General features: G+C 61.5%; 25 protein-coding genes. 10 read left to right on the forward strand and 15 right to left on the reverse strand.

Annotation, left to right across the window (positions count from 1 at the left end; genetic code table 11):
• Positions 1–17: 17 nt before the first annotated feature.
• Complete coding sequence (locus BLW69_RS02865) at positions 18–1,541, reverse strand: outer membrane beta-barrel protein (RefSeq protein ID WP_139283774.1); 1,524 nt, start codon at positions 1,539–1,541, stop codon at positions 18–20.
• A gap of 459 nt (positions 1,542–2,000) precedes the next feature.
• Here BLW69_RS02865 and BLW69_RS02870 point away from each other — a divergent pair, with 459 nt between their 5' ends.
• Both BLW69_RS02870 and BLW69_RS02875 read left to right on the forward strand, forming a co-directional pair.
• Positions 2,001–2,186, forward strand: a complete 186-nt coding sequence (locus tag BLW69_RS02870) for a Flp family type IVb pilin (protein ID WP_062460949.1) — start codon at positions 2,001–2,003, stop codon at positions 2,184–2,186.
• 307 nt (positions 2,187–2,493) lie between these two features.
• Positions 2,494–3,489, forward strand: coding sequence for a KpsF/GutQ family sugar-phosphate isomerase (locus BLW69_RS02875; RefSeq protein ID WP_062582344.1), 996 nt, complete (start codon positions 2,494–2,496; stop codon positions 3,487–3,489).
• Between the two features lie 14 nt (positions 3,490–3,503).
• Here BLW69_RS02875 and BLW69_RS02880 read toward each other — a convergent pair whose 3' ends face one another.
• Positions 3,504–3,983, reverse strand: coding sequence for an NfeD family protein (locus tag BLW69_RS02880; RefSeq protein ID WP_092659821.1), 480 nt, complete (start codon positions 3,981–3,983; stop codon positions 3,504–3,506).
• A gap of 7 nt (positions 3,984–3,990) precedes the next feature.
• The gene (locus BLW69_RS02885; RefSeq protein WP_092659823.1) at positions 3,991–5,028 is read right to left on the reverse strand and encodes an SPFH domain-containing protein; all 1,038 of its coding nucleotides are present in this window, start codon (positions 5,026–5,028) and stop codon (positions 3,991–3,993) included.
• A 148-nt stretch (positions 5,029–5,176) separates the two neighbouring features.
• Between BLW69_RS02885 and queC the strand changes: the two genes are divergently transcribed.
• Positions 5,177–5,887, forward strand: a complete 711-nt coding sequence (queC, locus tag BLW69_RS02890) for a 7-cyano-7-deazaguanine synthase QueC (protein ID WP_092659825.1) — start codon at positions 5,177–5,179, stop codon at positions 5,885–5,887.
• 3 nt (positions 5,888–5,890) lie between these two features.
• Here the strand turns inward: queC and BLW69_RS02895 are convergent, their stop codons facing one another.
• The 5 genes from BLW69_RS02895 to BLW69_RS02915 form a co-directional block, all read right to left on the reverse strand.
• Positions 5,891–6,577 carry an SDR family oxidoreductase gene (locus BLW69_RS02895; protein ID WP_092659827.1) on the reverse strand — a complete coding sequence of 229 codons (687 nt, stop codon included), beginning with the start codon at positions 6,575–6,577 and terminating at the stop codon, positions 5,891–5,893.
• A 17-nt stretch (positions 6,578–6,594) separates the two neighbouring features.
• Complete coding sequence (gene hemH, locus BLW69_RS02900; protein ID WP_092659829.1) at positions 6,595–7,629, reverse strand: ferrochelatase; 1,035 nt, start codon at positions 7,627–7,629, stop codon at positions 6,595–6,597.
• Positions 7,630–7,761: 132 nt separating this feature from the next.
• Positions 7,762–9,942, reverse strand: a complete 2,181-nt coding sequence (locus tag BLW69_RS02905; RefSeq protein WP_092659831.1) for a 5'-nucleotidase C-terminal domain-containing protein — start codon at positions 9,940–9,942, stop codon at positions 7,762–7,764.
• Positions 9,943–10,164: 222 nt separating this feature from the next.
• The gene (gene omp10, locus BLW69_RS02910; protein WP_062460929.1) at positions 10,165–10,527 is read right to left on the reverse strand and encodes an outer membrane lipoprotein Omp10; all 363 of its coding nucleotides are present in this window, start codon (positions 10,525–10,527) and stop codon (positions 10,165–10,167) included.
• A gap of 286 nt (positions 10,528–10,813) precedes the next feature.
• Positions 10,814–12,262: a homospermidine synthase gene (locus BLW69_RS02915; RefSeq protein WP_092659833.1), complete on the reverse strand. Its 1,449-nt coding sequence runs from the start codon at positions 12,260–12,262 to the stop codon at positions 10,814–10,816.
• Positions 12,263–12,575: 313 nt separating this feature from the next.
• Between BLW69_RS02915 and BLW69_RS02920 the strand changes: the two genes are divergently transcribed.
• Positions 12,576–12,785, forward strand: a complete 210-nt coding sequence (locus tag BLW69_RS02920) for a hypothetical protein (RefSeq protein WP_092659835.1) — start codon at positions 12,576–12,578, stop codon at positions 12,783–12,785.
• Between the two features lie 6 nt (positions 12,786–12,791).
• On the opposite strand, the gene BLW69_RS02925 is transcribed toward BLW69_RS02920, so the two are convergent.
• Complete coding sequence (locus BLW69_RS02925) at positions 12,792–13,682, reverse strand: LysR family transcriptional regulator (protein WP_092659837.1); 891 nt, start codon at positions 13,680–13,682, stop codon at positions 12,792–12,794.
• 112 nt (positions 13,683–13,794) lie between these two features.
• On the opposite strand from BLW69_RS02925, the gene BLW69_RS02930 reads away from it, so the two are divergent.
• The gene (locus tag BLW69_RS02930) at positions 13,795–14,514 is read left to right on the forward strand and encodes an SDR family oxidoreductase (RefSeq protein WP_092659839.1); all 720 of its coding nucleotides are present in this window, start codon (positions 13,795–13,797) and stop codon (positions 14,512–14,514) included.
• 89 nt (positions 14,515–14,603) lie between these two features.
• Complete coding sequence (locus tag BLW69_RS02935; RefSeq protein ID WP_244508765.1) at positions 14,604–14,861, forward strand: Atu4866 domain-containing protein; 258 nt, start codon at positions 14,604–14,606, stop codon at positions 14,859–14,861.
• 10 nt (positions 14,862–14,871) lie between these two features.
• Here the strand turns inward: BLW69_RS02935 and BLW69_RS02940 are convergent, their stop codons facing one another.
• Together BLW69_RS02940 and BLW69_RS02945 are read right to left on the reverse strand one after the other, a co-directional pair.
• A complete protein-coding gene (locus BLW69_RS02940; RefSeq protein WP_162759472.1) occupies positions 14,872–15,525 on the reverse strand; it encodes an aminotransferase class IV family protein in 654 nt (217 codons plus the stop codon).
• A 36-nt stretch (positions 15,526–15,561) separates the two neighbouring features.
• On the reverse strand, positions 15,562–17,406 hold the full coding sequence (locus tag BLW69_RS02945) for a M3 family oligoendopeptidase (protein ID WP_092659843.1): 1,845 nt from the start codon (positions 17,404–17,406) through the stop codon (positions 15,562–15,564).
• A 190-nt stretch (positions 17,407–17,596) separates the two neighbouring features.
• Between BLW69_RS02945 and BLW69_RS02950 the strand changes: the two genes are divergently transcribed.
• Both BLW69_RS02950 and BLW69_RS02955 read left to right on the forward strand, forming a co-directional pair.
• The gene (locus BLW69_RS02950; protein WP_062460905.1) at positions 17,597–19,180 is read left to right on the forward strand and encodes a sigma-54-dependent transcriptional regulator; all 1,584 of its coding nucleotides are present in this window, start codon (positions 17,597–17,599) and stop codon (positions 19,178–19,180) included.
• 195 nt (positions 19,181–19,375) lie between these two features.
• Positions 19,376–21,355, forward strand: a complete 1,980-nt coding sequence (locus tag BLW69_RS02955) for a peptidoglycan L,D-endopeptidase MepK (protein ID WP_244474091.1) — start codon at positions 19,376–19,378, stop codon at positions 21,353–21,355.
• Here the strand turns inward: BLW69_RS02955 and BLW69_RS02960 are convergent.
• The 4 genes from BLW69_RS02960 to BLW69_RS02975 all read right to left on the reverse strand — a co-directional run bounded on the left by BLW69_RS02960 (position 21,339) and on the right by BLW69_RS02975 (position 24,201).
• Complete coding sequence (locus tag BLW69_RS02960; protein ID WP_092659845.1) at positions 21,339–22,607, reverse strand: flavin monoamine oxidase family protein; 1,269 nt, start codon at positions 22,605–22,607, stop codon at positions 21,339–21,341. The two genes, BLW69_RS02955 and BLW69_RS02960, sit on opposite strands and share 17 nt — an antisense overlap.
• Before the next feature lie 94 nt (positions 22,608–22,701).
• Positions 22,702–22,974: a DUF2312 domain-containing protein gene (locus BLW69_RS02965; RefSeq protein ID WP_062460899.1), complete on the reverse strand. Its 273-nt coding sequence runs from the start codon at positions 22,972–22,974 to the stop codon at positions 22,702–22,704.
• 97 nt (positions 22,975–23,071) lie between these two features.
• Positions 23,072–23,380: a DUF1244 domain-containing protein gene (locus BLW69_RS02970; RefSeq protein ID WP_062460896.1), complete on the reverse strand. Its 309-nt coding sequence runs from the start codon at positions 23,378–23,380 to the stop codon at positions 23,072–23,074.
• 23 nt (positions 23,381–23,403) lie between these two features.
• A complete protein-coding gene (locus BLW69_RS02975) occupies positions 23,404–24,201 on the reverse strand; it encodes an N-formylglutamate amidohydrolase (RefSeq protein ID WP_092659847.1) in 798 nt (265 codons plus the stop codon).
• Positions 24,202–24,482: 281 nt separating this feature from the next.
• Here BLW69_RS02975 and BLW69_RS02980 point away from each other — a divergent pair, with 281 nt between their 5' ends.
• Together BLW69_RS02980 and pyk are read left to right on the forward strand one after the other, a co-directional pair.
• Positions 24,483–24,866 (forward strand): DUF1036 domain-containing protein, encoded by a 384-nt coding sequence (locus BLW69_RS02980; protein ID WP_082472039.1) that lies wholly within the window; start codon positions 24,483–24,485, stop codon positions 24,864–24,866.
• Positions 24,866–26,305: a pyruvate kinase gene (gene pyk, locus BLW69_RS02985; protein ID WP_062460890.1), complete on the forward strand. Its 1,440-nt coding sequence runs from the start codon at positions 24,866–24,868 to the stop codon at positions 26,303–26,305. Before BLW69_RS02980 ends, pyk begins: the two co-directional genes overlap by 1 nt.
• The last annotated feature ends 13 nt before the right edge of the window (positions 26,306–26,318 follow it).

A 26,318-nucleotide genomic window follows, 5' to 3' on the forward strand; every position in this document is an offset into this window, starting at 1 on the left:
TGATTGCCTGATGGACGCTATCGCTTCAGAGTCAGCCCCATGCCCGCGCGAACGATGTTCTGTTCGGTGCCGCCCGTGGTTTTCTCGTATTCAACGTCGCTCGTGAGATCGAGATAGCGGTTGATCGCCCATGTTATCCCCGCGCCGGCAAGCCAGGTGACCTCGTCTTCGCTGCCGGAATCAAAGTTGCGGAACACGGTGCTGCCGCTCAGGCGTGCGACGACGCTGTCGCGCATCTCGTGCGCAAGCGCTGCGGTGAGTTCATACTCCACCCATCCGCCTTCGCCGGGCGTTGTGGAATCCTGGACTGTCGTGCGCAGGCCGAGATTGACGTCGGTGCCGCGCTGTGGTGACCAGGTCGCATCGCCATCAAAGCTGATGCCACCGACATTCTTGAGGCGGTTATCCTCGTAGTCGACGACCTCATAGCCCGTTCCCAACTCGCCGCGCAGTTTCTCGCCGAAATCGAACTCGACGCCGGTGCGCGCGGCATAGGTCTGCGATGAGCGCTGATAGCCAGAAGCATCGCGCTTGCGATCGTAGAATGTGTGGCCCGATGCGATTTCCCCAAACGGGATGAGGGCAGGCGAAAGTTCATAGCCGAGGCGCAGTCGACCATCGATGCCGCTGCGATTGCGGTCTTTCATGTTGAGCGTGCCGCCGTCCGCAAGCTTTGCCTCGGTATAGACATATCGAGAGCCGTTGACGGCGGCGAGTGCTCTGATCTTGCCGATGTCGCGGCCGATCGAGGCCCCGGTCTGGAACAGGTGCACGCCGGACTGGACGTCGGCGCCACCGACGGCGTTCGGGTCGTCATTGTCCTCACGGGTAAAGCTGTAACCGCTGGTCAGATGCGCAACGGTATCGTCTGCAAGATCGAGACGCAGATCCGCGCTGATCTTGCCCTCCGGATCCTCGCCTTCCTTGCTCTTGGTGAAATTGTGCTCGATCGTGGTTTCGCCGGTAACTGTCAGCGCATGCCGTGACCAGTCGGAGGTCAGCGTTCCGCGAATCCCGGTTGCCGCGTAATTGCGCGTTTCCTTCGATCCGTTCTCGCGGGTGATTTCTGTGTTGATGCTCTGATTGATCGACGGGCGCAGCATGAACGTGCCGAGCCGGATGCCGGTCGGATCCACCTCTTGACGCGGAGCCTCCTGCGGATCGATTGCTTCGGGACCATCATCGAGCGGCTCGAGATCGGACGGACCGATCGGCTGGTTGAGATCGACTTCCGGCTCCTGAACACGCGCGGCCGCACTTTGTTGCGCCGTCGTATCGGCGGTCCGTTCGTCTCCGGCGACGGCGACTATGCCGGGAATCGTCCCGCCGACCGGTGCAGTCGGGGTGTTGCGGGTAATCGTCGATGTTCCGGCTGTTCCGACCTGGCTGCTGGGAATGGCGGGAAGCGCGCTGCCGCTGTCTGGAAAAAGGCTCTGCGAAACGGCAGCCGACGGGAGGATCAGCGCCGAGCCGGCCAGCAGCAGTCCATACGCACGGCCGCGCAACGAAAGCGTCGTGGCTTTTGTCCTGCTGATAATCATCGGACTGCCCGGAAATCGGAAAAGCTGATCCAAAGGCAAAGTACAGCGTCGCTCCGCATCCACAGGTCCGTCCTGGCTAAGTGTATGCTTTGAAACACGAATGTCACCTTGTCGGATTTATCGCGGAGTATGCCTCGAAAGGGTTAGTTTATGGTTAACAGTTGGTGAAACCGGCCGCGTGGGGCTGCGCGACTGCCCTTCACGCTATCCGTCCACTCGCCAGGAGATGCCACTACATTTGCATGAACATTCCCAGCGCGTATGGATGGTCGCAGGGCACAAACGCCGGTTGCCCAGGCAGGCGAATTCACGCGTTTACGGTGATTTAACCAAGTCAAACGTGACATTTACACACATTGGATTTGTTGAAGCGCATTAAGAAAATGTATCTACAGTTCAAGTATAGAAACTTGACATCGGAGCAATTCCGTTCCGAGGGGCGAGTCAGGGAAGAGTTATATGTCAATTCTTGCACGCATGATGAAGGATGAGTCGGGCGCGACTGCCATCGAATATGGCCTCATTGCCGCACTCATTTCCGTTGCTTTGATTGCCGGCGCAACAACGCTCGGCGGCGCTTTGAATAACCAGTTCAGCAACATAGCAGGAAAGCTCACCTGCGACGGAAGTGCCACCACTTGCTGATTGCAGTCTGCGAAATGCCATAGAAGGAGCCGTCTCGACATTCGAGGGGGCTCCGTTCGTCATCAGGCTGCAGTGTGCTGGGGGCCGTTGGACGTATTTATTCCGCGAATATCTTGGAACGCTGAGCGCGTCAGTGATGTACGCCAACAGCCGTGCGATTTCCCGTTGCCTGGTCCTTTCCTTGCTCAGCGACGCTCTAGCCAGCGACCGGTTTCGAAGATCGACGCATTGTTTTCTCGAAGTCCGCAATACTTGCTCAGCGGCTAATGCGATGGACTTGACCAGGAAAAAGCGCTAAGCCTGCGACATGATAAAGAGAGCGTTGCAGGCCGCAGAGGTCGATGTCATTGATTCCGCCCTGCGGACGATTGCCTTTGGAAAACAGGGCCTTGTAGCCCTTGATCATGCCCTTCAGAATGGCCTGGGCGGCCCGTTCCGCGCAGCGGCCGAGCTGATCGGCGGCATCAGCGGTCGTGTCATCGTGACCGGCATCGGCAAGAGCGGCCATATCGGCAAAAAGATTGCTGCAAGCTTTGCCTCGACAGGAACGCCAGCCTTTTTCGTGCATCCGGTCGAAGCAAACCACGGCGATCTCGGCATGATTGCGCCCGGCGATGTCGTGCTGGCGCTGTCCTGGAGCGGCGAGACCGCCGAGTTGCAGGGGATCGTATCGTTCACCCGTCGCTTTTCTATTCCTTTGATCGCACTCACGTCTGGTGAGGTCTCAGCGCTCGGCAGAGCGGCAGATGTCGTTCTGCTTCTGCCGAAGGAACAGGAAGCCTGTCCGCACGGGCTGGCTCCAACCACCTCCACGCTGATGCAGCTTGCGATGGGCGATGCACTTGCTGTTGCGCTGCTGGAAGCGCGCGGTTTTTCGGCAACCGATTTCCGCGTCTATCATCCTGGCGGCAAGCTCGGCGCCATGCTGTCGCATGTCAGCGACCTCATGCATGTCGGCGACAGCATTCCGTTGGTGCGCCAGGGCGTGCTGATGCCGGAAGCGGTGCAGGAATTGTCGCGCAAGCGGTTCGGTTGCGTCGGTGTTACCGATGACGAAGGCCGGCTCGTCGGCGTCGTCACCGATGGCGACATTGCGCGCCATCTCGACGTCGACCTGACGAAGATGCCCGTGGACGAGGTCATGACCGTGCGCCCGAAGACGGTGGGCAAGGATACGCTGGCGACGGCGGCTCTCGCGCTGCTCAACCAGTACAGTATCGGCGCGCTTCTCGTCGTCGGCGAAGATCAGCGCCCGATCGGCATCGTCCATTTCCACGATCTGCTCCGCGTCGGCGTCGCCTGAAACCCATCTGAGTTTCAGGTGGGACGCAAGACGGTCGCGGTTGCTTCGACGCGAAGATCGCGGCCATTTGATTCGATGATCACCACCTGAGTGCCGGCTGGCAGGTCCGGCCCGATGATCGACCACCACGTATCATCAAGCCTGATCCGTCCGCGACCTTCCGCGATCGGCTCGTGCAGCGTTGCGGTGCGCCCGACGAGGCTTTCGCCACGCCGGTTGAGGTTCGGCTGATCGCTCTCGCCGCCACGGCTCGAATAGAAGCGACGCCCGACCACCGCCAATCCGACCGCTAGCACGGCAAACAGCAGAAGCTGCACCTGCCAGGTCCAGATGCCGGTATCCCAGAGTGCCAGAGACAGCGCGCCGACGATGATGGCGGCAAGCCCGATCCAGATCAGGAAGGCACCGGGAACGGCCAGTTCTGCTGCGAGCAGGACGAGGCCGAGGAGCCACCAGCTCCACGAGCCGAGGCTGCGTACCAGATCGATGATCATTGCAGCCTCATTTGTCGGAGGAGGGCGTATAGGGCGGGATGACAGCGGTCACGCTGGGCGTGCTGCGGGTGGTGCGCGAAGGCTGGCCGGGTTGCGTGCGGGGCGCTGCCGGGGCAGGGCCGTCGCCATTTCCGAAGACTTCCTTGGCGATGGCGCCGATGCCGCCGAGCGAACCGATCAGCGACGATGCTTCAAGCGGCATCAGCACGATCTTGGAATTGTTCGCCTTGCCGATCTCGACCAGAGCTTCGGTATATTTCTGCGCCACGAAGTAGTTGATTGCCTGCACATTGCCGGAGGCGATTGCTTCGGAGACGACCTGCGTCGCGCGCGCTTCGGCTTCTGCCAGACGCTCGCGCGCCTCGGCATCGCGGAACGCTGCTTCGCGCTCGCCTTCGGCCTGCAGCACGGCTGCCTGTTTCGCGCCCTCGGCCCGCAGGATCTGCGCGTTGCGCGAGCCTTCGGCCTCGAGGATCTGGGCGCGCTTCTCGCGCTCCGCCTTCATCTGGCGGCCCATCGATTGCACGAGGTCTGCCGGCGGCTGGATGTCCTTGATCTCGACGCGGGTGACCTTGATGCCCCAGGGATGAACCGCCTGGTCGACGACGCGCAGCAGCCGTTCGTTGATGACTTCGCGGTTGGACAACAGCTCGTCGAGGTCCATCGAACCCATGACCGATCGAATATTGGTCATGGTGAGGTTCTGGATGGCGAGCTGCAGATTGGTGATCTGGTAGGCGGCCTGGGCGGCGTTGAGCACCTGATAGAAGGCGACGGCATCGGCCGAAACGCTGGCATTGTCCCTGGTGATGACTTCCTGGGTGGGGATATCAAGCACCTGTTCCATGACATTCATCCGCGCGCCGATGCGCTCGATGAAGGGCGTCAGGATATTGAGGCCCGGCTCCAGCGTGCGCGTGTAGCGGCCAAACCGCTCGACGGTGTAGTTATAGCCCTGCGGCACGGTCTTCACGAGGGCAAAGAGCAGGAGTATCGCGAGAATTACGATACCGATGACAAAATAGTCGAAACCGTCCAGGCTCATGAAGAGTCCTCCTGCCCAATAAATTGCGTTCGTTTCATACCCGACAACCCTAGAGATGTGCGGAGGTGTTCACAAGCGCATGTTCTTGCACTAGAAACCGCCGGACACACGGGTCGCAGCCTACCCCGACAAAACAAGGACCAAAACCATGAAGACCATCGTCGTCTGTTCCGGCGGACTGGATTCCGTTTCGCTTGCCCACAAGATTGATGCCGAGCAGGATTTGATCGGGCTCGTCTCGTTCGATTACGGCCAGCGACACAGGAAGGAACTCGACTATGCCGCGGCCTGTGCGCTGCGGCTGGGCGTACCCCACCAGATCATCGATATGCGCTCGATCGGTGCCCAGCTGACGGGATCGGCGCTGACGGACGATCTGGACGTGCCTGACGGTCATTACGCTGAGGAAACGATGCGCGTCACCGTCGTGCCGAACCGCAACGCGATCATGCTCGCGGTCGCGTTCGGGGTGGCGGCGGCCCAGAGCGCGGATGCGGTGGCGATTGCCGTCCATGGCGGCGACCATTTCATCTATCCCGATTGCCGGCCGGGCTTTATCGACGCGTTCCAGACGATGCAGGATCATGCGCTCGACGGATACGCCTCGGTGCGGCTGCTGGCGCCTTATGTGAATGGGTCGAAGGCCGATATCGTCACCGACGGCGCAAAACACGGTACACCGTTTGGCGACACCTGGTCCTGCTACAAGGGTGGCGAAAACCATTGCGGCCGGTGCGGCACCTGCGTCGAGCGTCGCGAGGCGTTTCATCTCGCTGGCGTCGCGGATCCGACCGAGTATGAGGATGCCGAATTCTGGAAGTCCGCAACGGACGGGTTTCGCGCCGACGAAGTGCGGTAAGCGCTATTCGGCGTAGATCATCTTCTTGGTCATGCCGCCGTCGAGCGTCAGGACCTGGCCGGTCATGAAACCGGCACCCGTCAGATAGAGGACGGCGTCGGCAATGTCCTTCGGGCGACCGACGCGGCCGACAGGGTGCTGTGCGTGGTCCTCGTCGCTCAGCTTCGTCTCATTGGTGATCCAGCCCGGCGCGATGGCATTGACCCTGATGTTCGGGCCAAGGCTGATCGCAAGTGCATGGGTGAAGGCGACCAGTGCGCCCTTGGAGGCGGCATAGGCTTCGGTATCCGGTTCCGACATGAACGCCCGCGTCGATACCATGTTGACGATGGACCCACCTGTTGACATCAGCGGCACCGCAGCGCGGGTCATCAGGAAGGCGCCGGTCAGGTGGCTGTCGGTCACGCGGCGCCAGTCGGCCAGCGACAGATGCGCAATCGGGCCATGGTTCGGGCTGGCGATGCCGGCATTGTTGACGAGCAGGTCGAGACTGTCCCAGCCGAGTAGCGCAAAGGCTTCCTCGACCGAGGTTTCGTCGGAGACATCGCAGAGAACGGGCTGAACGCCCTTCGGAACATCAGCCGTTTCGCTGAAGTCGAACGAGGCGACCTCGAAACCGTGGTCGGCCAGATCAGTGCAGATCCCGCTTCCGATCAGGCCGGCACCGCCGGTAACGATGGCTCGCTTCATCGCGATCTCCCTAAAGCTCAGACCCAGCCCTGCAACTCGCGACGAACCACCGTCTCAAGCACGTTGATGCCGTCGACGCTGTCGTTGAGGCAGGGAATATGGACGAAATTCTCGCCGCCATGGTGCATGAAGATCTCGCCAGCCTCGCCGGCAATTTCCTCAAGCGTTTCCAGGCAGTCGGAGACGAAGCCGGGGTTCATGATGGCGACGCGCTTGATGCCTTCGGCGGCAAGCGTTTCCATCGTCTTGTCGGTATAGGGCTGCAGCCATTCTTCGGGTCCGAAGCGCGACTGGAAGGTGAGGCGCAACTGCTTCTCGGTATAGCCGAGCTCTTCGCGCAGCAACCTTGCGGTCTTGTAGCAGAAACAGTGATAGGGGTCGCCGGCCTTGAAGTAGGACTGCGGAATGCCGTGGAAAGAGGTGATCAGCAGCTGCGGTTCCCACTCGAGCGTCGACAGCGTCTGGCGAACGGAATTGGCCAGCGCCATGATATAGGCGGGGTCATCGTGATAGGTCGGCACCGTGCGGAGGGCCGGCTGCCAGCGCTGCTTCATCAGGTATTCGAACGCCTTGTCGTTGACGGTCGCCGTCGTTGCGGCCGCGTATTGCGGGTAAAGCGGGAACAGCAGGATCCGGTCGCAGCCCTGCGCCTTCAGCGCATCCATGCGCTCGGCGATCGAGGGCTTGCCGTAGCGCATGCCCCAGTCGACCACGACGTTTGGCAGATCGGCCAGCCGTTCGGCCATTTTCTCGCCCTGGCTGCGGGTGTAGGTGCGCAGATAGCTCTCGTCGAGATCCTTGTTCCAGATCTCCTCATAGGCCTTGCCGACCTTCTGCGGGCGCTTGTTGAGGACGATGCCGTAGAGGATCGGATACCAGAACAGCCGCGACCATTCGATCACGCGCTTGTCGGACAGGAATTCGGCGAGATAACGCCGCATCGACCAGTAGTCCGTGCCGTCGGGCGTGCCGAGGTTGACGAGCAGGACGCCAACTTTGCCGAAGGTAACCTTCGGATGACCGGTGGGCAGTTTTGAGGGCACGATATTCATGCGGTCACTTCCGATCGGGTTCGACCGCAGGATGCGGCCGGAGGATTGTCTGGCTCTATTTAGAAACAATCAACGGCCCGGGGAAGCCCCGAGCCGTCGGTTGCATCAGGACAAATTGTCCCGCTTTCGTTTTTATCTGGCCGGCAGTTCCAGCTCCTTGCCGATCTGGATGACATCCGGGTTGCGAAGGCTATTGGCCTTGGAGATGTCCATCCACTTCTCGCCGTCGCCATAGGTGCTTTCGGCGATCTTCCACAGCGAGTCACCCTTGACCACAGTGTATTTGCTCGGGCCGGCGGGAGCCGGGGACGCCGTTGTGGCTGTCGGAGCCGGCGTGGCCGGTGCAGGGGTGGCTGGTGCAGGTGCGGCTGGTGCAGGTGCTGCCGGTTCCGTTGTCATGGGCACGGGGGCGGCTGGAGCCGCTGGTGCAGGAGCCGGTGCTGCTGGTGCCGGGGTCGCAGGTGCCGGGGTTGCCGGTGCCGCTGGCGCCGGAGCAGGAGTAGCCGGAGTGGCCGGTGCAGGGGTAGCCGGGGCAGAGGGGGCAGGAGTGGCAGGAGCCTGGGCCGTCGTTGCCGGTGCAGCCGGTGCGGGAGTTGTAGCAGGCGCCGGAGCAGGAGTTGCGGCAGGCGCCGGAGCAGGTGTTGCAGCCGGTGCCGGTGCCGGTGCCGGGGCGGCAGCTGCCTTCGGTAACGGCTTGTAGTCTGCCGGTGTCAGGTCGGTGATGCGGCCATCGGTATAGGGCTTGTAGGGGCTGTTGGCCGAGATGTAGTCGGCAACGGCGTTTTCGAGGTTGGGTCCGAAGTCGTAGGCGTTGACGGCTGCGGTGTTGAAGATCTTGTAGCCGTCGCCGCCGGTGCGGACGTAGTTGTTGGTAACGACGCCGTATGTCTTGTTCGGGTCGATCGGAACGAAGGCCTCGCCTTCCTTGACCTGAACGTCGCTGATGCGGCTGCCGCTCGACTTCGACCGGTCGAAGGAGAACTTCATGCCTGCCACCTGCGGGAAGCGACCGGCGCCGTCGTCGATCTGGCTGACGCCGTTTTCGAGGGCGGTGACGACATCCGAGCCTTTCAGCTGGAAGGTTGCGATCGTGTTCTGGAACGGCAGGACGGTCAGGATTTCGCCCATCGTCACTTCGCCGGAATCGATCGAGGCACGCAGGCCGCCGCCGTTCTGGATGGAGAGCGTGATGCCCTGATCCTTGACGCGGTCAAGCTGTGCATCGGCAAGCAGGTTGCCCATCGTGCATTCCTTGGCGCGGCAGTTGAGGCGATCGCCATCGATGACGCCTTCGGTCGAGCCGACGACCTTCTTCTTGATCTCTTCGAGCGGGCCGCCGAGTTCCTTGACCTTGGCGACAAACGCAGCGTCCTGCGGAACGCTGGAATCGAGCAACTTCGGTGCACCTGCGGACGACTTCACCACGCCGCTGTCATCGAAAACGACCGAGAGATCACCGAGATATTTGGAATAGGCGTAGGACGTCACGATCGGAATATCGACGCCAGCAGGGCTTTTGACGATGGTCGGGTAGGGGCCGGATGCCTTGGGGTCGGTGCTGGACAGGTAGGTATGGCTGTGGCCGCCGACGATCACGTCGATGCCGGCAACGGCTGCCGCGATTTCCTTGTCCTTGACGTAGCCGACATGGGAGAGGAGCACGATCTTGTTGATGCCCTGCGACTGAAGGTCCGCTACGGCATTCTTCACATATGTGATCTCGTCCTCGAAGGTGATGTCGGGACCCGGCGAAGAGGTCTCGCTCGTATCTTTCGCGAGAACGGAGACGATGGCAACACGCTGGCCGCCGAAATCCTTGATCACGTAACCCTTGTACTTGTCGGCCAGCGGTGTTCCAGCCTTGGCGATGGTATTGCCGGAAATGATCGGAAACTTCAGTGCGGTAATGAACTTCAGCAGTTCCTGCGGGCCGTCGTCGAACTCGTGGTTGCCGATCGCCATCGCATCGAAGCCGATGCCGTTCATGAATTCGGCAACGGGTGCGCTCTTGTAGGTGCTGTAAAACAGCGAACCCTGAAACTGGTCGCCGGCGTCGAGAACGAGAACGTTCTTGCCCTGCAACTCGCTGCGGCGGGCGTCGATGGCCGACTTCACGCGCGCAATGCCGCCGAAGCATTCGTTCTTTTCGGTCTCGGCCGGCGTGCAGGTGGAATCGTATTTGTTGATCGGCTCGATACGGGAATGCAGGTCGTTGATGTGGAGAATGTTGAGTTCGAAGTCGGCCATTGCGACGCCGCTCGAGAGGGCAATGACCGATGCGGTCACGATCCCCAATCCGATAGTTCTCATCATCATCTCTCTCCTTTTATGATTGCGCGCGTGTGGGCGTGCATGTTCCCGATTTTTGTATCACGCCATGGTGACGATCGTTGTGCAGCGCATGTTTTCACCAAGCAAAACTGGTTTCAAGGTAAATGTGACAGGGCCAGAGCTATTCGCCCTCGCGCACAACGCGAAAGGCCCCGCATCAAGCGAGGCCCTCCCTAACTCTGGAATGACTGTGAAGCTGGGCGATCAGCTGCGGCGGGCGAGCGAAAACTGCGCGCCGCTATCCTGCGTGCAGTTCAGCTGGCTCTGGGTGACCAACGAGCAGTTGACGCGCGACTGCGTCTTGCGCACCAGCGAGGTCATGTTGATCTCGACCAGCGTCGGCGAGAGCTTGTTATAGGTGCCGGAGGCGAGAAGCGCGTTGCTGTCGCTTGCACGGGTGTTGAACGTGCCCGCCTGGAAGGTGGAGACGATACCGTTCGGATCGACCCATGCGCCCTCGACGCCCTGCGGCTGCACTGGTGCTGATACCATGCGTGGCGGCGGAGAAGAGACGCAGGCCGTGAGGCTGGCTGCCGCAATGAGCACGAGGCCCGTTTTGAAGTTCATGATCTGTCTCCCGCGATTCGGTCCGGCTTGTGGTCTGCAACCATGCCTTCTGGAGCCTATGTAAAGCAAGACTGCGGATTGGGAAGACTGGGGAAAGGCAGGAGTTTTCGCTTTGTGAAGAACGGGCGCGGGTGTGGCTTTTATACGCTCCAGCCGGTTCTTCCCGTCATGGCCTGGAAGAGGCCGCAAGTTGCCGCCGCAAGGTGCGATCGAGGCGGCGTTCCGCGCCGCGCAAGCGGGAGAGGGGGGTGGGGTCCGCGGCTGACGCGAGCCCCCTCATTGATTCCTAGCGAACCAGGATGTTCTTGAACTGCCAGGCGTCCTTTTCGTCGATGTCTTCCGGGAACAGACCCGGGCGACCTTCGAGCGGGGTCCAGTCGGTGTAGTGACCTTCGACCGGGCCGAGATACGGCATCTGCACTTCGAGGCAGCGCTTGTAATCCACCTCGTCGGCTTCGACGATGCCGGCCTTCGGGTTTTCGAGTGCCCAGACCATGCCGGCGAGAACGGCGGAGGTTACCTGCAGGCCGGTTGCGTTCTGGTAAGGCGCGATGCGGCGGGTTTCTTCGAGCGACAGGCGCGAGCCGTACCAGTAGGCGTTCTTCTCGTGACCGTAGAGCAGCACGCCGAGTTCATCGACACCGTCTTCCAGTTCATGCTCGTCGAGCACGTGCAGGACGGGCTGCTGAGTGCCGCCATTGCCGAACATTTCGTGCAGCGACAGAACCGCGTCATTGGCCGGGTGATAGGCATAGTGGCAGGTCGGACGGTAGACGACTTCGCCGTCCTTTTCGACGGTGAAATAGTCGGCGATCGAGATCGACTCGTTGTGGGTAACGAGGAAGCCGTATTGCGGACCCGGCGTCGGGCACCAGGTGCGAACGCGGGTGTTGGCGCCCGGCTGTTCGAGGTAGATTGCGGCCTGGCAGCCCTTCTTGTGCTTCTTGGCGTTCTTCGGCATCCAGTTTTCGTGGGTGCCCCAACCGAGTTCGGCCGGCTGCAGCCCTTCCGAGATGAAGCCTTCGACCGACCAGGTGTTCCAGAACACGTTGAGCGGCTTGGGGTTCTTGGTGCGCTGGGTGTCGCGCTCGGCAATGTGAACGCCCTTGACGCCCAGCTTCTTCATCAGCTTAGCCCAGCCTTCGCGGTCGTGCTGGTCCGGCTCGTCGAATTTGAGGCCGGTGTCATTGGCAAGGTTGACCAGCGCCTGCTTGACGAACCAGGAAACCATGCCCGGGTTTGCGCCGCAGGTGGAAACGGCCGTGGTGCCGCCCGGGTTCTTCTTCTTCTCGTGGCGCACGGTCTCGCGCAGCGCATAGTTGGTGCGCTCGGAGTTCTTCATGCTCTTGTCGAAATAGAAGCCGAGCCAGGGTTCGACGACCGTGTCGATATAAAGGACGTCAAGCTTGCGGCACATCTTCATCAGATCGAGCGAGCCCGTGTCGACCGACAGGTTGACGCAGAAGCCCTGGCCTTCGCCTTCGGTCAGAAGCGGCTTCAGCAGCTCCTTGTAGTTTTCCTTGGTGACATGGTCCTTGATGTGACGGATGCCGTGCTTCTTGAGGATCTCCATGTCGGAGGGCTCTTCGCGCGGGTCGATAACCACCATCCGGCTCTTGTCGAACTTGAAATGGCGTTCGATCAACGGCAGCGTGCCGCGGCCGATCGATCCGAAACCGATCATCACGATCGGACCGGTGATTTCGCCATATACCGGATAGGTCTCGTCTTTCATCGTATTCTCCCTATGGGTCGACTGCTCTTCCACCGCCGCAGCCTGCATTTTGCAGGCGTAACGGACCCGTGTGACATGCATCTGATGCCCGGCCTAGATCACAAAATTTCGTCACAATAAAGGGGTCGCGTTTGAGGCGTACGGTGGAATAACGGTCCCGAGGTTGTTTTCGCCCGACCGGCGCGCCGGCCGCCCAAAATGTGGTTTCCGCTCGGTTGGTCCGTTTTGCGTGGATAATGCTAAATCTAGCACCTGTCCCTTGGATCCGTTTTCGCGCACCCTAAAATCTGCTGGGAACGACCAGGGGAATGTCATGTTGAAATTCGGTTTGCGTTTGTCGCCGAATAGGTCAGGGCGCGGGGGCATCGGGGCGATCGTGGTGCCGTCGACGCTTAGCAGGATCCGGCGCGGCAATGCGTCGATGGCACGTGCTTTTCCGGCGTGGGGATTGTGGGTCGTGTTCTGGCTGGTGCTGGCGCTTGGGTGCACCATGGCGGTGGCTGTCGCCCGGTCGCCCGCCTGACATCACTCATCTGGTCCCTTGCAGGTGATCCACCAGAGCGCGCAGTTTTGGCGCCATGTTCCGCCTGCTCGGATAGTAGAGATAGAAGCCCGGAAACCACGGGCTGAATTCTTCGAGCACCGGCACCAGCTCGCCCGTGGCGATCGCCGGGCGGAAGCTCTCTTCCATGCCAAAGCTGATGCCCGCGCCGGCAATGGCCAGGCGAACCATCAGCGCCATGTCGGTCGTGGTGATGGTGTCAGAAACGGCGACCGAGAATTCCTTGCCGTCTTGCGAAAACTCCCAGCGATAGGGCGCCTGATGGACGGAGGCCCGCCAGCCGATGCAACGGTGAACGCCAAGTTCGCGTGGGTGAGCCGGGGTGCCGTAGCCTTTGAGGTAGCCCGGCGAGGCGACGGCGATCTGGCGCTGGTTTCCGGAAACCGGCACGGCGATCATGTCCTGCGCGATGACTTCGCCGAGCCTCACGCCCGCATCATAGCCCTCCGCAACGATATCGAATTCTTCGTCGGTCACAGTGATATGCAATGTCACCTCCGGATGTTCCTCGGCGAAGGACGCGAGCACGGGGCCGGATAGAAAGCTCTCGGCAATCGAGGAGACCGCAAGGTTCAGGCGGCCGCGCGGACGTCCGTGCAGGTTTGCTGCCGCCTCGGTGGCGCTGCGCATCTCCGACAGCGCTGGCGCGACCTCGGAATAGAGCCGCTCACCCGCCTCCGTCAGGGCAACGCTGCGGGTGGTGCGTGCAACGAGCGCGATGCCGAGCGTCTCTTCCAGCCGGCGGATCGTCTGGCTGACGGCCGAGCGGGTGACGCCGAGGCGGTCGGCGGCGGCACGAAAGCTTTTTTCTTCTGCAACCAGCGTGAAGACGGCGAGCGCATTGTAATCAGTCAGCATTGGTTAGAATTCCTTGCCACTGTGGAAACACCTGGGCGGCTTATCGCGACAATGGAGGAGGAATAGGGTCCTTGCAATCCGCAGGCAAGCGGAGAGCGAAGGAGCTAATCACATGGACAAGGTTGTTCTCATAACCGGCGCATCGAGCGGGATCGGTGCAGGTATCGCCCGCGAACTGGCAAAAGCCGGGGCGACACTGATGCTGGGCGCCCGCCGCACGGACCGGCTGGAGGAGCTCGCCTGGGAACTCCGGGACTTGGGCGCCAAGGTCGCGACACGCAGGCTTGACGTCACCGATCGCGCCGATGTGGCGGCGTTCGCGCAAGTGGCGGAAGACCAATTCGGCCGCGTCGACGTTATCGTCAACAATGCGGGCGTCATGCCGCTATCGCTGATGTCTTCGCTCAAGGTCGACGAGTGGGACCGGATGATCGACGTGAATATCAAGGGCGTGCTCTACGGCATCGCTGCCGTGCTGCCTCTGATGATGGCGCAGGGTTCCGGCCAGATCATCAATATCGCATCGGTCGGCGCTCTCAGTGTTTCACCCACGGCTGCAGTCTATTGCGCCACCAAATACGCGGTTCGGGCGATCTCCGACGGTCTGCGGCAGGAGCATGACAACCTGCGCATCACCTGCATCCACCCGGGCGTGGTGGAAAGCGAGCTTGCCGACACGATCACCGATGCCGCGGCCGCCGAAGCCATGAAGACCTACCGCGCCATTGCGCTGCAGCCGGATGCGATCGGTCGCGCCGTGCGCTTTGCGATCGAGCAGCCCGACGATGTCGATGTGAATGAGATTGTCGTTCGCCCGACGCGGGCGCAGTGAACGGTACGGCTGCCATGAACCGCCGCCATCTCCTCCTCGTTGCCGCCGCGTCTTTCGGCGCGGCGCTTCCTTCCCATGCAGAGGACATCATGGACAACAAGATCCAACCCGCGAGTCATCCCTACGTCGGAATGTGGGTAACGGCAGACGGACATATCCGCCACGAGCTGCAGCAAGATAACCGCTATGATGAAGCACGCGGCTCTCGCAAAAGCGCGTATCAGGGCCGGTATCTCGTCACCGGCGATCACATCGATTATTGGGACGATACCGGGTTCACCGCCGATGGCGACTTCATCGACGGCGTGCTGCATCATGCGGGCATGGTGCTCTACCGGGAACAGTAGGGGCTTCGCTTCAGACCAGTTCGGCCCGGATCAGGCCGCGCAGGGAATTGCCGACGAACAGGCGTTTCCCGGCAAGGTCGGTCTGTTTCACAAGGCCAGACTTCGCGCGGCCCTCGCGGATCAGATCGCCGCGCAGGATCCCCGCAAGCAGACCGGATGAGATCGGCGGTGTCGTCAGCGTGCCGTCGGCCTGCTCCACGAAGAGATTGGTGCGCGTGCCTTCGCAGACCTCTGCGCGTTCGTTGAGCAGGATCACCTCGTCCACATCTTCAGAGAATTCGGCGCGGGCGGCGTCATAGACTTCGCGGCGCGATGTCTTGTGGCGATACATCGGATCATCCGAGGGCAGGCGCGTCTGCGCGATCCCGATCCGCCAGATCGCATCCTTGGCAACGGGCGCGAACGGCGTGGCGACGATCTCGACCTTGCCGCGGAACGTCATTTCCAGCCGCACGCGAAGCGGCGTCTCTCCTTCGACCGAGGCCTGGAGCTGTTTCATCAGGTCTGGCGGGGCCGGGCGAAAGCCCAGGGCATCGGCCGAACGGTTCAGCCGACGCAAATGCTGGTCGATCCGGGTAAAACCGGAACCCGGCTCCCAGCGCATGGTTTCGATCAGCGAAAGATCCACCGGTTTTGCACCGCGACCCTTGGCCTTCACAGACATCGCAACCCCTCCGACCTGCGTTTGACCGTCCGTTGATCAGACAGCCTTGTCCAAAGCTTCCAACTCGTCGATCAGACCTTCGATCATCGACAGGCCCTTCGACCAGAAGGACGGATCGGTGGCATCTAGGCCGAATGGCTTGAGCAATTCCGAATGATGCTTGGTGCCGCCTGCCTTCAGAAGGTCGAAATACTTGTCCTGGAAGCCGGGGGCGGCGTTCTGGTAGACCGCGTAGAGCGAGTTCACCAGGCAGTCGCCGAAGGCATAGGCATAGACGTAGAAGGGCGAATGGATGAAGTGGGGGATATAGGTCCACCACGTCTCGTAGCCTTCCGAGATCCGGATTGCCGGGCCGAGGCTCTCGTTCTGGACGGACAGCCACAGTTCGCCGATCTGCTCCGACGTCAGTTCGCCCTGCTTGCGGGCCGTGTGGATCTTGCGCTCGAACTGGTAGAAGGCGATCTGGCGGACGACCGTATTGATCATATCCTCCACCTTCTGGGCGAGCATCGCCTTGCGTTCGCGCTTGTCCCTGGTCTTTTCCAAGAGTGCCCGGAACGTCAGCATCTCGCCGAACACGGAGGCGGTTTCGGCAAGCGTCAGCGGTGTCTGGCACATCAGCGCGCCCTGGCCGCCGGCGAGAACCTGATGCACGCCGTGGCCAAGCTCATGGGCAAGCGTCATCACGTCGCGCGGCTTACCCATATAGTTGACGAGAACGTAAGGGTGCGCAGACGGCACGACCGGATGCGCGAACGCGCCCGGTGCCTTGCCGGGCCGTGCCGGCGCGTCGATCCATTCCTCGTCGAAGAAGCGGGCGGCGATGGCGGCCATCTCGGGCGAGAAGGCGCCGTAGGCGGATAATACGGTGTCCTTTGCTTCCGGCCAGGAAATGAGGCCCTTCGGCGTTTCCGGCAGCGGCGCGTTGCGGTCCCAGTAGTTCAGCTGGTCGACGCCGAGCCATTTCGCCTTCATCGCGTAATAGCGGTGCGACAGGCGCGGATAGGCCTGCGTGACAGCTTCCGAGAGCGCGTCGACGACCTCGCGTTCGACACGGTTCGCCAGGTGACGGCTGTCGGCGATATCCTCAAAGCCGCGCCAGCGGTCGGAAATTTCCTTGTCCTTGGCGAGCGTGTTGGTGATCAGCGTGAAGACGCGCAGGTTCTCGCCAAAGGTTTTTGACAGTGCTACGGCCGCCTTGGCGCGGGTTTCCGGCTCGGGCTCTACCAGCATGTTGAGCGTGATTTCGAGCGGTTGTTTTTCGCCATCTACCTCGAAGCGAAGTTCCGACATGGTTTCGTCGAACAGGCGGTTGAAGGCGGCGGCCGACGTCATCGACTTCTCGAGAAAGAGCTGCTCGAGCTTGTCGTCCAGCTGGAAGGGCTTATCCATTCTCAAGTCCACCAGCCAGGGGCGGAAATGGCCGGTTGCGGGATCGCGGTCCATCGCCGCATTGATGACCGCATCGTCGATCCGGTTCAGTTCCAGCGCGAAAAACAGGAGATGCGAGGAGAGATCCGTCAGCTTTGTCTGGATGTCGCCGTAGAACTTGCCGTTTGCCGGGTTGGACGTGTCCGAAAAATAGGTGAGGCCGGCGAACGAGCCGATCTTGCCGAGGAGGTCGTCGAGCGCGTCATATTCCGACAAGGCCTCGCCAAGTCCGCCGGCACCGGTTTTTGCGGCAGCGTCTGCAAGCTTGCCCTTCCACTTTTCCTCGAAAGCGAGCGACAGCGTGCGCGCCTTTTCCAGATCGGCCACAAATTCTGGGGCATCCTTGGCAGCGTAGAGATCGGACAATTTCCAGACTGGCAGGAGACCGAGCGCGGGGTCGGCGGGCGAAGCAGCGGGCGACGCGCCGGAAAAAGCAGGAGAGGCGGTCATGGTGTGCCAGTTACGGAAATTTCTCACGGTTTTCTCCTGTCGACGGCGATCCTGTGCCAGAACCGACTGTTTTCCCCCTCGGCCGTTAAAATGCAAGCTTTTCTCAAAAGGGGATGTTCAAGCCTCTCTGACACAACTTGCAGCATAAGAGCCCATCAAGGGTGCACGATGAACGTTGCAGGAGCCGAGCATGATTGCCCATGTCCTAGTCGTAGATGACGATCCGATCCAGCGCCGCCTCTTGAAGAATGCCGTCGAACGGTTCGGACATGTCGCCCATCTCGCCGAGAACGGCCTCGTTGCTCTCGACTTTCTCCAGAACCTCAGCGGACCGGTCAATGTCATCGTGCTCGACCTGATGATGCCGGAAATGGACGGGCTGAGCTTTCTTTCAACCATCCGCAGCATGGGCATCGATACGCCCGTCATCGTGCAGACCGGCCAGGGCGGCATCGAGACGGTGGTGGAAGCCATGCGCGCCGGTGCCTTCGATTTCGTGGTCAAGCCGGTTTCGCCGGAACGGATCGGCGCGTCGATCGGCAATGCCCTCAAGGTTGGCCAGAAGGAAACCAAGTCGCGCACCGGTCGCCGCCGCGCCGGCATCGTCGGCTTCAACGATATCGTTTCGGCAAGCCCGGACATGCTGCGCGTCATCGATCTGGCCCAGCGCGCCGCGCATTCCAACATTCCGGTGGTGCTCGAAGGCGAATCGGGCGTCGGCAAGGAAATGGTGGCCCGCGCAATCCAGTCCGCGAGCGACCGCGCAGGAAAGCCGTTCATCACCGTCAATTGCGGTGCGATCCCGCACAATCTTGTCGAGAGCATCCTGTTCGGTCACGAGAAGGGCGCGTTTACCGGCGCCTCCGAGCGGCACACGGGCAAGTTCGTCGAGGCTGACGGCGGCACGCTGTTCCTGGACGAGATCGGTGATCTTCCGCTTGAAGTTCAGGTGAAGCTTCTGCGCGCCGTGCAGCAGGGCGAAATCGAGACTGTCGGGGCCGGCAAGGTCCAGAAGGTCAACGTGCGGCTGATTTCGGCGACCAACAAGGACCTGATCGAGGAAGTCCGGGCAGGGCGGTTCCGCGAGGACCTCTATTACCGTCTCAACGTCTTCCCCATCACCATCCCGGCGCTGCGTCGCCGCAAGGAAGACATTCCGCATCTGGTCCGAGTTTTCGCCGAGCGCTTTTCGGCGGAACAGAAACTCGAACGCAGTGTCGGGATCAGCGCCAGCGCGATGGCACTTCTGACCGCCTACGACTGGCCGGGCAATATCCGCCAGCTGGAAAACGCGATCTTCCGCGCCGTGGTTCTGACCCAGGGCGACAAGCTGACGGACGAAGATTTCCCGCAGATTGCAGCTCAGCTGCCGGAATTCCGCAGCGAAGAATTGGCCGCGACCGGCGCTGCTGTGCAGCCTTCATCGCTCGAGATGGATCCGCGTCCGCGTCTGCGGCACGAGGCCGTTGTCGATGGTGGCTTCCCGATCCCGGTACGGTCCGCCATGCATACCCAGCCGATGCGGCCCGATCCGCGCGCGCTGCTGGCGGCCGCCTATCCGGCTTCCGACAACGTCATCGTCAGCACGGACGACACCGGCGAAGTGCGTAAACTGGCCGACGTGGAAGAAGAGCTGATCCGTTTTGCACTGAAATTTTATCGCGGACAGATGAGCCAGGTGGCGCGCAAACTCGGCATCGGACGCTCGACTCTCTACAGAAAACTCAAGGATTATGGCATCGATCCCGACGATCCGCTGAAGGAAGCGGCCTGAATCCGCGCGAAATCGGGATTTTTATGACGATAATCTTCGCGCAAGCCTCTTCCCCTAACCTTGTCAATCTCTCATTAGCAATTCATTGACTATACGAGAGGTGCTTGTGCTTGTGTGACACATTTGCCATGCTGTCACCGCATTTAGCAGTCAGATGAGACGACGAGGGTAGTTGTCGACAGGACGGGGAACGCTTTGCCGTATTTCAAAGTTCAGAAAACGCCTTCGGGTGTGCGCTCTGACGATGACCGTGCGGCGCGCGTTGGCGCCGGATCTGGTCGTCTTGCAGGGATCAGATCGTCGATCTTCAAGCGGATCGCCAAGCGTTTCGTCGTGGCGTCGACCCTTGCTGCAATCGCATTTACGATTCTTCCAGCTTCGGTGCACGAGGCAGAGGCCGCTGGCGATACCCGCAGCCTGAAGCTCTATTTCGTCCACACCGGCGAGAAGGCCACCATCACCTACAAGCGCAATGGCCGATTCGATCCGCGCGGTCTGGCACAGCTCAACCAGTTCCTCCGCGACTGGCGCCAGAATCAGCCGACGAAGATGGATCCGCGCCTGTTCGACCTGGTTTGGGAAGTCTACCAGCGCTCCGGCGCCACCGATTCCATCCACATCGTCTCCGCTTTCCGTTCGCCGACCACAAACGGCATGCTGCGCGGTCGCTCGCGCAAGACCGGCGTCGCGAAGAACAGCCAGCACATGCTCGGCAAGGCGATGGACTTTTACATTCCGGGCGTGAAGCTCTCGACCCTGCGGGCGCTCGCCATGCAGATGCAGGTGGGCGGCGTCGGCTTCTACCCGACTTCCGGTTCCCCTTTCGTGCATCTCGATGTTGGCGGCGTTCGTGCCTGGCCGCGCATGACCCGCAAGGAACTGGTTCAGATCTTCCCGAAGGGCAACACGCTGCATCTCCCGGCTGACGGCAATCCGTTGCCGGGCTACGAGGTCGCTCTCGCCGATTACAAGAAGCGCGTTGGTTCTGACTCGATTGCGATCGCCAGCACAGCCGGCGGCTCGATCCGCGGCGAAGCACCCAAGCGTCGCGGGTTCCTTGCCGCACTGTTTGGCGGCGGTGGTGCCGACGAGGTCGAAGACAACGAAGACATGAAGGCACCAATGGTCGCCAGCCGTGGAGCACCGCGTTCCGCTCCGGCTGCCGACGATGGCGAAGAGGCACCGGTCGCGACTGCACGGGTTGCGCCGACGCCGACTGCGCCGACGCCTACTGCACCGACACTCGTTGCTGCTGCTGAGCCGGTCGAGCCGGCGATTGCAGCGCCTGTGCCGCTGTCACGGCCGGCCTTCCGTTCCGATTCCAGCACCGCGGGTCCGGGTGGGCTTGCCACGGCGCTCTATCAGCCGACCCGCAATGCGGCGCAGGACGCGCTTGCCATGCAGACGGCTGCTGCAGCCGATGTGCAGCGGGCTGAAAATTTCGCCGATCTGTCCGGTTACGCCATTCCGGTTCCGACCCTCCTTGGTCCTCGCGGGCTGAAGGGTGATGCGGAAACCAGCGTCTTGACTGCCTCCATAGAGCCGGCGCCATTCGAAAACCTTGGCTCCGTGCCAGTTCCGATCCACCGCCCGGGTGCTCCAGCAGCGCCGCTCGTTGCATCGCGCCCGCAGAGCGATCAGCAGAGCCTTACGCCGGAACTGGTGGCAGCGCTGTCGCGAAGCGTCGAAGCGCCGGTTGTTCCGGCACCGCAGGCGGCGCCAGCAAGAGCGCCAGCCCAGGCCGTCGCCGTGTCGGCACCGGTGCCGATGGCCGCGCCTGCGCAGCGCCAGATGGCGGCTCTTTCGCCCAAGGTGATCCAGCCGTCCGCCAAGCAGATGCAGTTCGGCGACGGGTTTGACGCGCCGCGTCCTGCAACGGCGTCGCTGGGTACCATGCCGAGCTACGGCACAGCCAAGAGCGGCCGCGCTGGCAAGCCTGCGACTGCACAGGGGCAGGCCAAAGCTGGCAAGAACGGCTTGACCGGTGACATGGTGGCGAAATGGGCAGTGAACAACAATCGCGCTGAAGGTCAGAACCCGGTTTCGATGAAGGCGCCTCGCGTGGTCAGCCGGACGCTCGATCGTGATTATTCGGCCGGTTACACAAGCAGCGGCTTCAAGCCTGTGAGTGCTGCCGTCGCCATCGATCCCAACCGGTTCAGCGGCCAGGACTGAGTTTCAGGACTTTGGCCGCCACCTGTTTGCCGGCGACGATTGCCCCCTCGACGTAGCCCGGGAAAGACGGCGACAGTTCCGACGATGCGAAATGTACCGGCGGCATGCCGGTTGTCAGGGTCGCTTCCGCGTCGGTAGCGTCGAGACTGGTGATCACGTCACTATAGGCGCCGTCGCTCCAGCGGTCGTCGACCCAGTCACGCATGCGAATGTCCAGACTGTGTCTGGCCTCGTCGCCCAACGCCTCCGCCAGTTTCTCAATTACGAACGTTTCAAGCTCACGGGCGGGCTTGTCGTGCCACGTCGCCGCCAAAGGTCCGCTAACGAAGACGATCAGTCCGGCGTAACCGTCGCGACTGGCGTCGCAGGCAAACAGGCCTTGCGGATCATTCCACATGGTCATGCCGCTAAGATCCCGGTCTCGCCAGAAGGGTCGCTCAAAGCGGATGTTGAGCTTGATGACCATGCCAGGGCTCCACGCATCCAGTGCTCTTGTTAGATGCGGCGGGAGTGCTGGGGCGTAGGACAGGCGGCGCGCCATGATGGGCGGCACGGCGAGCACGACCTGCGCTGCCGTCATTTTTCCCGTGCCGGTCATCACCGTGACGCCGCCACCGGAAATGGCAAGCTCAGTGACAGGCATGCCAAGCCTTAGCCGATCGCCGAGTGTTTCCGCCAGATCGTCGGCCAGCGCATGCATCGTGCCGGCGAGAAACAACTCGAGTTCGGACGTGGTGTTGGTGATGCGTCTGTCGTTTGCCGCGAGATAGGTGAAGGCAATCTCCTGCGGCGCGCGGCACCAGAGGCCGGTCACCATGCGCAGAAACCCCTGCCGTATATCGTCCAAGACCGGCTGTCTCTGCGCCCAGTCGTAAGCCGTCAGCGTTCTGAGCGCCGGATCGGAAAGATCGCTCGCGATCATCGTCTCGCGCAGTGCATCGACGCCGTTCCAGATCGCTTCTGCCCGCCCGCGGGGGACTTCGGGAAGGTATGTGGTGTCGCCCTCGGCATAGGTCTTCACAAAGGTCCTGCCGAACTCTCTTGCCAATGAGACCACTTCCGGCATGTCGCGGCAAAAAAACTGTCCGCCTGCATCGACGGCCGTGCCATCCTCAAAAACCTGCGCCTCGACGCGCCCGCCGACGCGCTCCTGCGCTTCGAGCAGAACAACGTTCACGCCCGCTTTCATCAGCTGCGTTGCAGCAGTCAGACCGGTAAAGCCGGCGCCGACGACGATGACATCATAATCCATGACCGATTCCGAGCGTCTCTGAGGAAGATGCGATGCTTGCGCCCATGAAAAAACCCGCCGTGGCCGGCGGGTTCCTTGTCGTCTTCGAAATTGTTTAAGCTGCGTCCTGTTCGGCCGGGCTTTCGATCATGCCGAGGGCGGCCAGATAGGTATCGAGGATGAGGTCCTCTTCCATCCGCTCCTGATCGTCCTTCTTGCGAAGGGCGATGACCTTTTTCATGATCTTGGTATCGTAGCCCATGCCCTTGGCCTCGCCATAGACATCCTTGATGTCGTCGGCGATGGTCTTCTTCTCTTCTTCCAGTCGCTCGATACGCTCGATAAATGCGCGGAGCTGGTCGCGGGCGACGCCATGGGCATCAGACATCGGGGCCTCCTGATCTTGATCTGTGTTGATTGGCTGTCACCTGCCGAAAAGCGGCGGCAAGGTCAAGGCCCAAATACGCGGGCCTTGTCCGTGGGCTTCAGCCATGGGTCGGCTTGTTGCCCTCGAATGCGGCTTTTTGAGCGCCTGTGGATTCTGCCTGGTGCAGATTTTTCCAGTCCTCGTAGGGCATGCCATAGACGATCTCGCGGGATGCATCCTTCGTGAGCGCAAGGCCTGCCTCGTCGGCTGCGTCCTTGTACCAGTTGGACAGGCAGTTTCGGCAGAAGCCGGCCATGTTCATCAGATCGATGTTCTGGACGTCGGTCCGCTCGCGCAGATGTGACACGAGGCGACGGAAGGCTGCAGCCTCGAGCTCGGTCTGCTGTTCCTTGGAAAGTTCGGTCATCGTGACCTCCTTTGTCTGAACGCTCACGCGGGGTAGGGGCCGGTGCGCGACGGAAAGATTTGATACGCATGCAATGTGGGGTCGGCATTGAGCGTCGTGAAGATCGGCGCCAGTCTTTGTGCCCAGTCCTCGATGCCTTGCTCGTCGCCGATAAGGTCCTGGCGCACTTCGAGCAGGGTGTGGGGAATGCCGGGGATCATGCAGTGCCGGTACATCGTGTCGCCCTTCAAGGCGCCGTCATAGGGTTCGTTGTCGCCGACGACGATATCGCCGGGAAGGCGAAGCTGCTCGATCAGCGGCACCACGACACGATCGTCGGTATCCCACAGCACGCCCGCATGCCAGGGCCGCGGCGTTTCGCGCCAGTACGGCGTGAAGGAATGCAGCGACAGTACAAGCGGTGCCCGGCCGGACGCGCTGGCTCTTGCAATCGTCTGCTCGACGGCGCGGTGATAGGGCCGGTGGTAGGTAGCAAGCCGAAAATCCCATTCTTCCTGGGTGATCGGGTGATTGCCGGAAACGATGGCGCCGTCGGAGATCTTCATGATCAGCGTCGGATCGTCTTCGCCGCGGTTCGGATCGATCAGCAGGCGGGAAAAGCAGCCGAGCACGGCCGGCACGTCCAGAATGTCGGCCAGCCGGCGGGTCAGTCCCTCGATGCCGATATCGAAGGCGATGTGGCGCCGGAATGCGTCTTCTGGCAGGCCAAGATCGCCGTAGCGGGCGGGCAGGCGGTTCATCGCGTGGTCGGCGAGAAGAACCATCCCGCCGTCATAATCGCCGTCTATGATTTCGAACGGTTGGAAGTCGTCTGTGTCCATCGGGGCTTGTACCATTGTTTTGCGCAGCCTGTCCCGGTGATATCTCGGCCGTTTCCTGCCATGGTCGCCGCGGACAAGGCAAGCGGCCCCCGGCGGGCGTTCAGAATATAATCGATTAGATTGCGTTGACTTTCAAACCCTGCCGCGCGAGAAAGTGCATCACGAATAACCATGGAGTCCTGACGGAAACCGTGTCGAAAAAATCCCTTAGAACATATCTTTCCGCCCTGTTTTCTGTGCCTGCCGTGGCATCCGCGCTCTGCGTCAGTGCGCCGCTGTTGATGGCGTCTCCGGCACTTGCGGATTTCCGCGTCTGCAACGGAACCCAGAACCTCGTCGGCGTGGCGATCGGCTACCGTGCCAAGGATGGCTGGAACACCGAAGGCTGGTGGCAGGTACCCGCATCAACCTGCGCGACGCTGATCGAAGGCGAGCTGCAGTCCCGCTATTATTATCTCTATGCCGAGGACGCGGCCCGCGGCGGCCGCTGGACCGGCGGCGTCAACATGTGCGTCGCCGAGAACGAGTTCAAGGTCGTCGGCGTCGACGACTGCTTCACCCGTGGCTTCCAGCGCATGGGTTTCAAGGAATATGACACGGGCCGTCAGGGCAGCTGGATGGTCCAGCTTTCAGACACGTCCGGATCCCAGGAAGGCCAGAATTGATGAGGCGATACCGCAAAGTTAAGATCCTTGCCACACTCGGCCCGGCATCCTCCGACGAGGAAATGATTGCCAAGCTGCACGAGGCAGGCGCGGATCTTTTCCGCATCAACATGAGCCATTCGAGCCATGAGATGATGCGGACGCTGATCGAGCGTATTCGCTCCGTCGAAAAGAAATCCGGTCGCCCGATCGGCATCCTCGCCGACCTCCAGGGTCCGAAACTGCGCGTCGGCAAGTTTGCCGATACCAAGGTGACGCTGGTCCCAGGCCAGACGTTTACACTCGACAATAACGAGGCTCCCGGCGACGAGAACCGAGTCTTCCTGCCGCATCCCGAAATTCTCGAATCGGTGAAGGTCGGCGATCGCCTGCTGATCGATGACGGCAAGCTGGCGCTGCGGGCCGAAAAGGTTGACGGCACGTCGATCACCTGCACCGTCGTGGCCGGCACCGGCATTTCCGACCGCAAGGGTGTGAGCCTTCCCGATACGCTGCTCGCCGTCGGCGTGCTCACCGACAAGGACCGCGCCGATCTCGATGCCGTGCTTGAGACCGACGACGTCGACTGGGTCGCTTTGTCCTTCGTTCAGCGACCGGAAGATCTCGCAGAAGTTCGCAAGATTGCCCGCGGCCGCGTCGGCATCATGTCTAAGATCGAAAAGCCGCAGGCACTCGAGCGGATCGACGAGATCATCGATCTCTCCGACGCCGTCATGGTGGCCCGTGGCGATCTTGGCGTCGAAATGCCGATCGAGGCTGTTCCCGGCATTCAGAAGCAGCTGACGCGCGCATGTCGCCGCGCCGGCAAGCCGGTCGTGGTCGCGACGCAGATGCTGGAATCGATGATCAGCGCGCCGGTTCCGACCCGCGCCGAAGTTTCCGACGTCTCGATTGCCGTGTTCGAAGGTGCCGATGCGATCATGCTGTCGGCCGAATCGGCGTCCGGTCAGTATCCGGTCGAAGCCGTTTCGATGATGGCGTCGATTGCCCGCAAGGTGGAAGACGATCCGCTTTATCCGAGCATCATCTATGCGCAGCGCGCGACGCCGGAAGCAACCGGTGCCGACGCAATCTCGCTTGCTGCCCGCCAGATTGCAGAGACGCTGCGGCTTGCCGTGATCGTTACCTACACATCGTCGGGCACAACAGGCCTTCGCGCTTCGCGCGAGCGTCCGAACGTTCCGATCCTGGCACTGTCGCCGAGCGTCAAGACCGCGCGTCGACTGTCGATCGGCTGGGGCATGCACTGCGTCGTCACCCACGACGCGACTGACCTCGACGACATGGTCAACAACGCCTGCCGCATCGTCGCCTCCGAAGGCTTCGGCAAGCCAGGCGACCGGATCATTATCTCGGCCGGCGTGCCACTGGGCACACCGGGCGCCACCAACATGCTGCGCATCGCCTATATCGGCGCAGATGGACAGAGTGGGGTGTAAACCCGCTTTCAAC

The organism is Rhizobium sp. NFR12, assembly GCF_900108545.1.
GTDB classification, from domain to species: domain Bacteria; phylum Pseudomonadota; class Alphaproteobacteria; order Rhizobiales; family Rhizobiaceae; genus Neorhizobium; species Neorhizobium soli.

Coding starts and splice junctions, on each gene's coding strand:
- BLW69_RS02865 (WP_139283774.1), bottom strand. CDS start 1,541: ATGATTATCAGCAGGACAAAAGCCACGACGCTTTCGTTGCGCGGCCGT.
- BLW69_RS02870 (WP_062460949.1), top strand. CDS start 2,001: ATGTCAATTCTTGCACGCATGATGAAGGATGAGTCGGGCGCGACTGCC.
- BLW69_RS02875 (WP_062582344.1), top strand. CDS start 2,494: ATGATAAAGAGAGCGTTGCAGGCCGCAGAGGTCGATGTCATTGATTCC.
- BLW69_RS02880 (WP_092659821.1), bottom strand. CDS start 3,983: ATGATCATCGATCTGGTACGCAGCCTCGGCTCGTGGAGCTGGTGGCTC.
- BLW69_RS02885 (WP_092659823.1), bottom strand. CDS start 5,028: ATGAGCCTGGACGGTTTCGACTATTTTGTCATCGGTATCGTAATTCTC.
- queC (WP_092659825.1), top strand. CDS start 5,177: ATGAAGACCATCGTCGTCTGTTCCGGCGGACTGGATTCCGTTTCGCTT.
- BLW69_RS02895 (WP_092659827.1), bottom strand. CDS start 6,577: ATGAAGCGAGCCATCGTTACCGGCGGTGCCGGCCTGATCGGAAGCGGG.
- hemH (WP_092659829.1), bottom strand. CDS start 7,629: ATGAATATCGTGCCCTCAAAACTGCCCACCGGTCATCCGAAGGTTACC.
- BLW69_RS02905 (WP_092659831.1), bottom strand. CDS start 9,942: ATGATGAGAACTATCGGATTGGGGATCGTGACCGCATCGGTCATTGCC.
- omp10 (WP_062460929.1), bottom strand. CDS start 10,527: ATGAACTTCAAAACGGGCCTCGTGCTCATTGCGGCAGCCAGCCTCACG.
- BLW69_RS02915 (WP_092659833.1), bottom strand. CDS start 12,262: ATGAAAGACGAGACCTATCCGGTATATGGCGAAATCACCGGTCCGATC.
- BLW69_RS02920 (WP_092659835.1), top strand. CDS start 12,576: ATGTTGAAATTCGGTTTGCGTTTGTCGCCGAATAGGTCAGGGCGCGGG.
- BLW69_RS02925 (WP_092659837.1), bottom strand. CDS start 13,682: ATGCTGACTGATTACAATGCGCTCGCCGTCTTCACGCTGGTTGCAGAA.
- BLW69_RS02930 (WP_092659839.1), top strand. CDS start 13,795: ATGGACAAGGTTGTTCTCATAACCGGCGCATCGAGCGGGATCGGTGCA.
- BLW69_RS02935 (WP_244508765.1), top strand. CDS start 14,604: ATGGACAACAAGATCCAACCCGCGAGTCATCCCTACGTCGGAATGTGG.
- BLW69_RS02940 (WP_162759472.1), bottom strand. CDS start 15,525: ATGTCTGTGAAGGCCAAGGGTCGCGGTGCAAAACCGGTGGATCTTTCG.
- BLW69_RS02945 (WP_092659843.1), bottom strand. CDS start 17,406: ATGACCGCCTCTCCTGCTTTTTCCGGCGCGTCGCCCGCTGCTTCGCCC.
- BLW69_RS02950 (WP_062460905.1), top strand. CDS start 17,597: ATGATTGCCCATGTCCTAGTCGTAGATGACGATCCGATCCAGCGCCGC.
- BLW69_RS02960 (WP_092659845.1), bottom strand. CDS start 22,607: ATGGATTATGATGTCATCGTCGTCGGCGCCGGCTTTACCGGTCTGACT.
- BLW69_RS02965 (WP_062460899.1), bottom strand. CDS start 22,974: ATGTCTGATGCCCATGGCGTCGCCCGCGACCAGCTCCGCGCATTTATC.
- BLW69_RS02970 (WP_062460896.1), bottom strand. CDS start 23,380: ATGACCGAACTTTCCAAGGAACAGCAGACCGAGCTCGAGGCTGCAGCC.
- BLW69_RS02975 (WP_092659847.1), bottom strand. CDS start 24,201: ATGGACACAGACGACTTCCAACCGTTCGAAATCATAGACGGCGATTAT.
- BLW69_RS02980 (WP_082472039.1), top strand. CDS start 24,483: ATGGCGTCTCCGGCACTTGCGGATTTCCGCGTCTGCAACGGAACCCAG.
- pyk (WP_062460890.1), top strand. CDS start 24,866: ATGAGGCGATACCGCAAAGTTAAGATCCTTGCCACACTCGGCCCGGCA.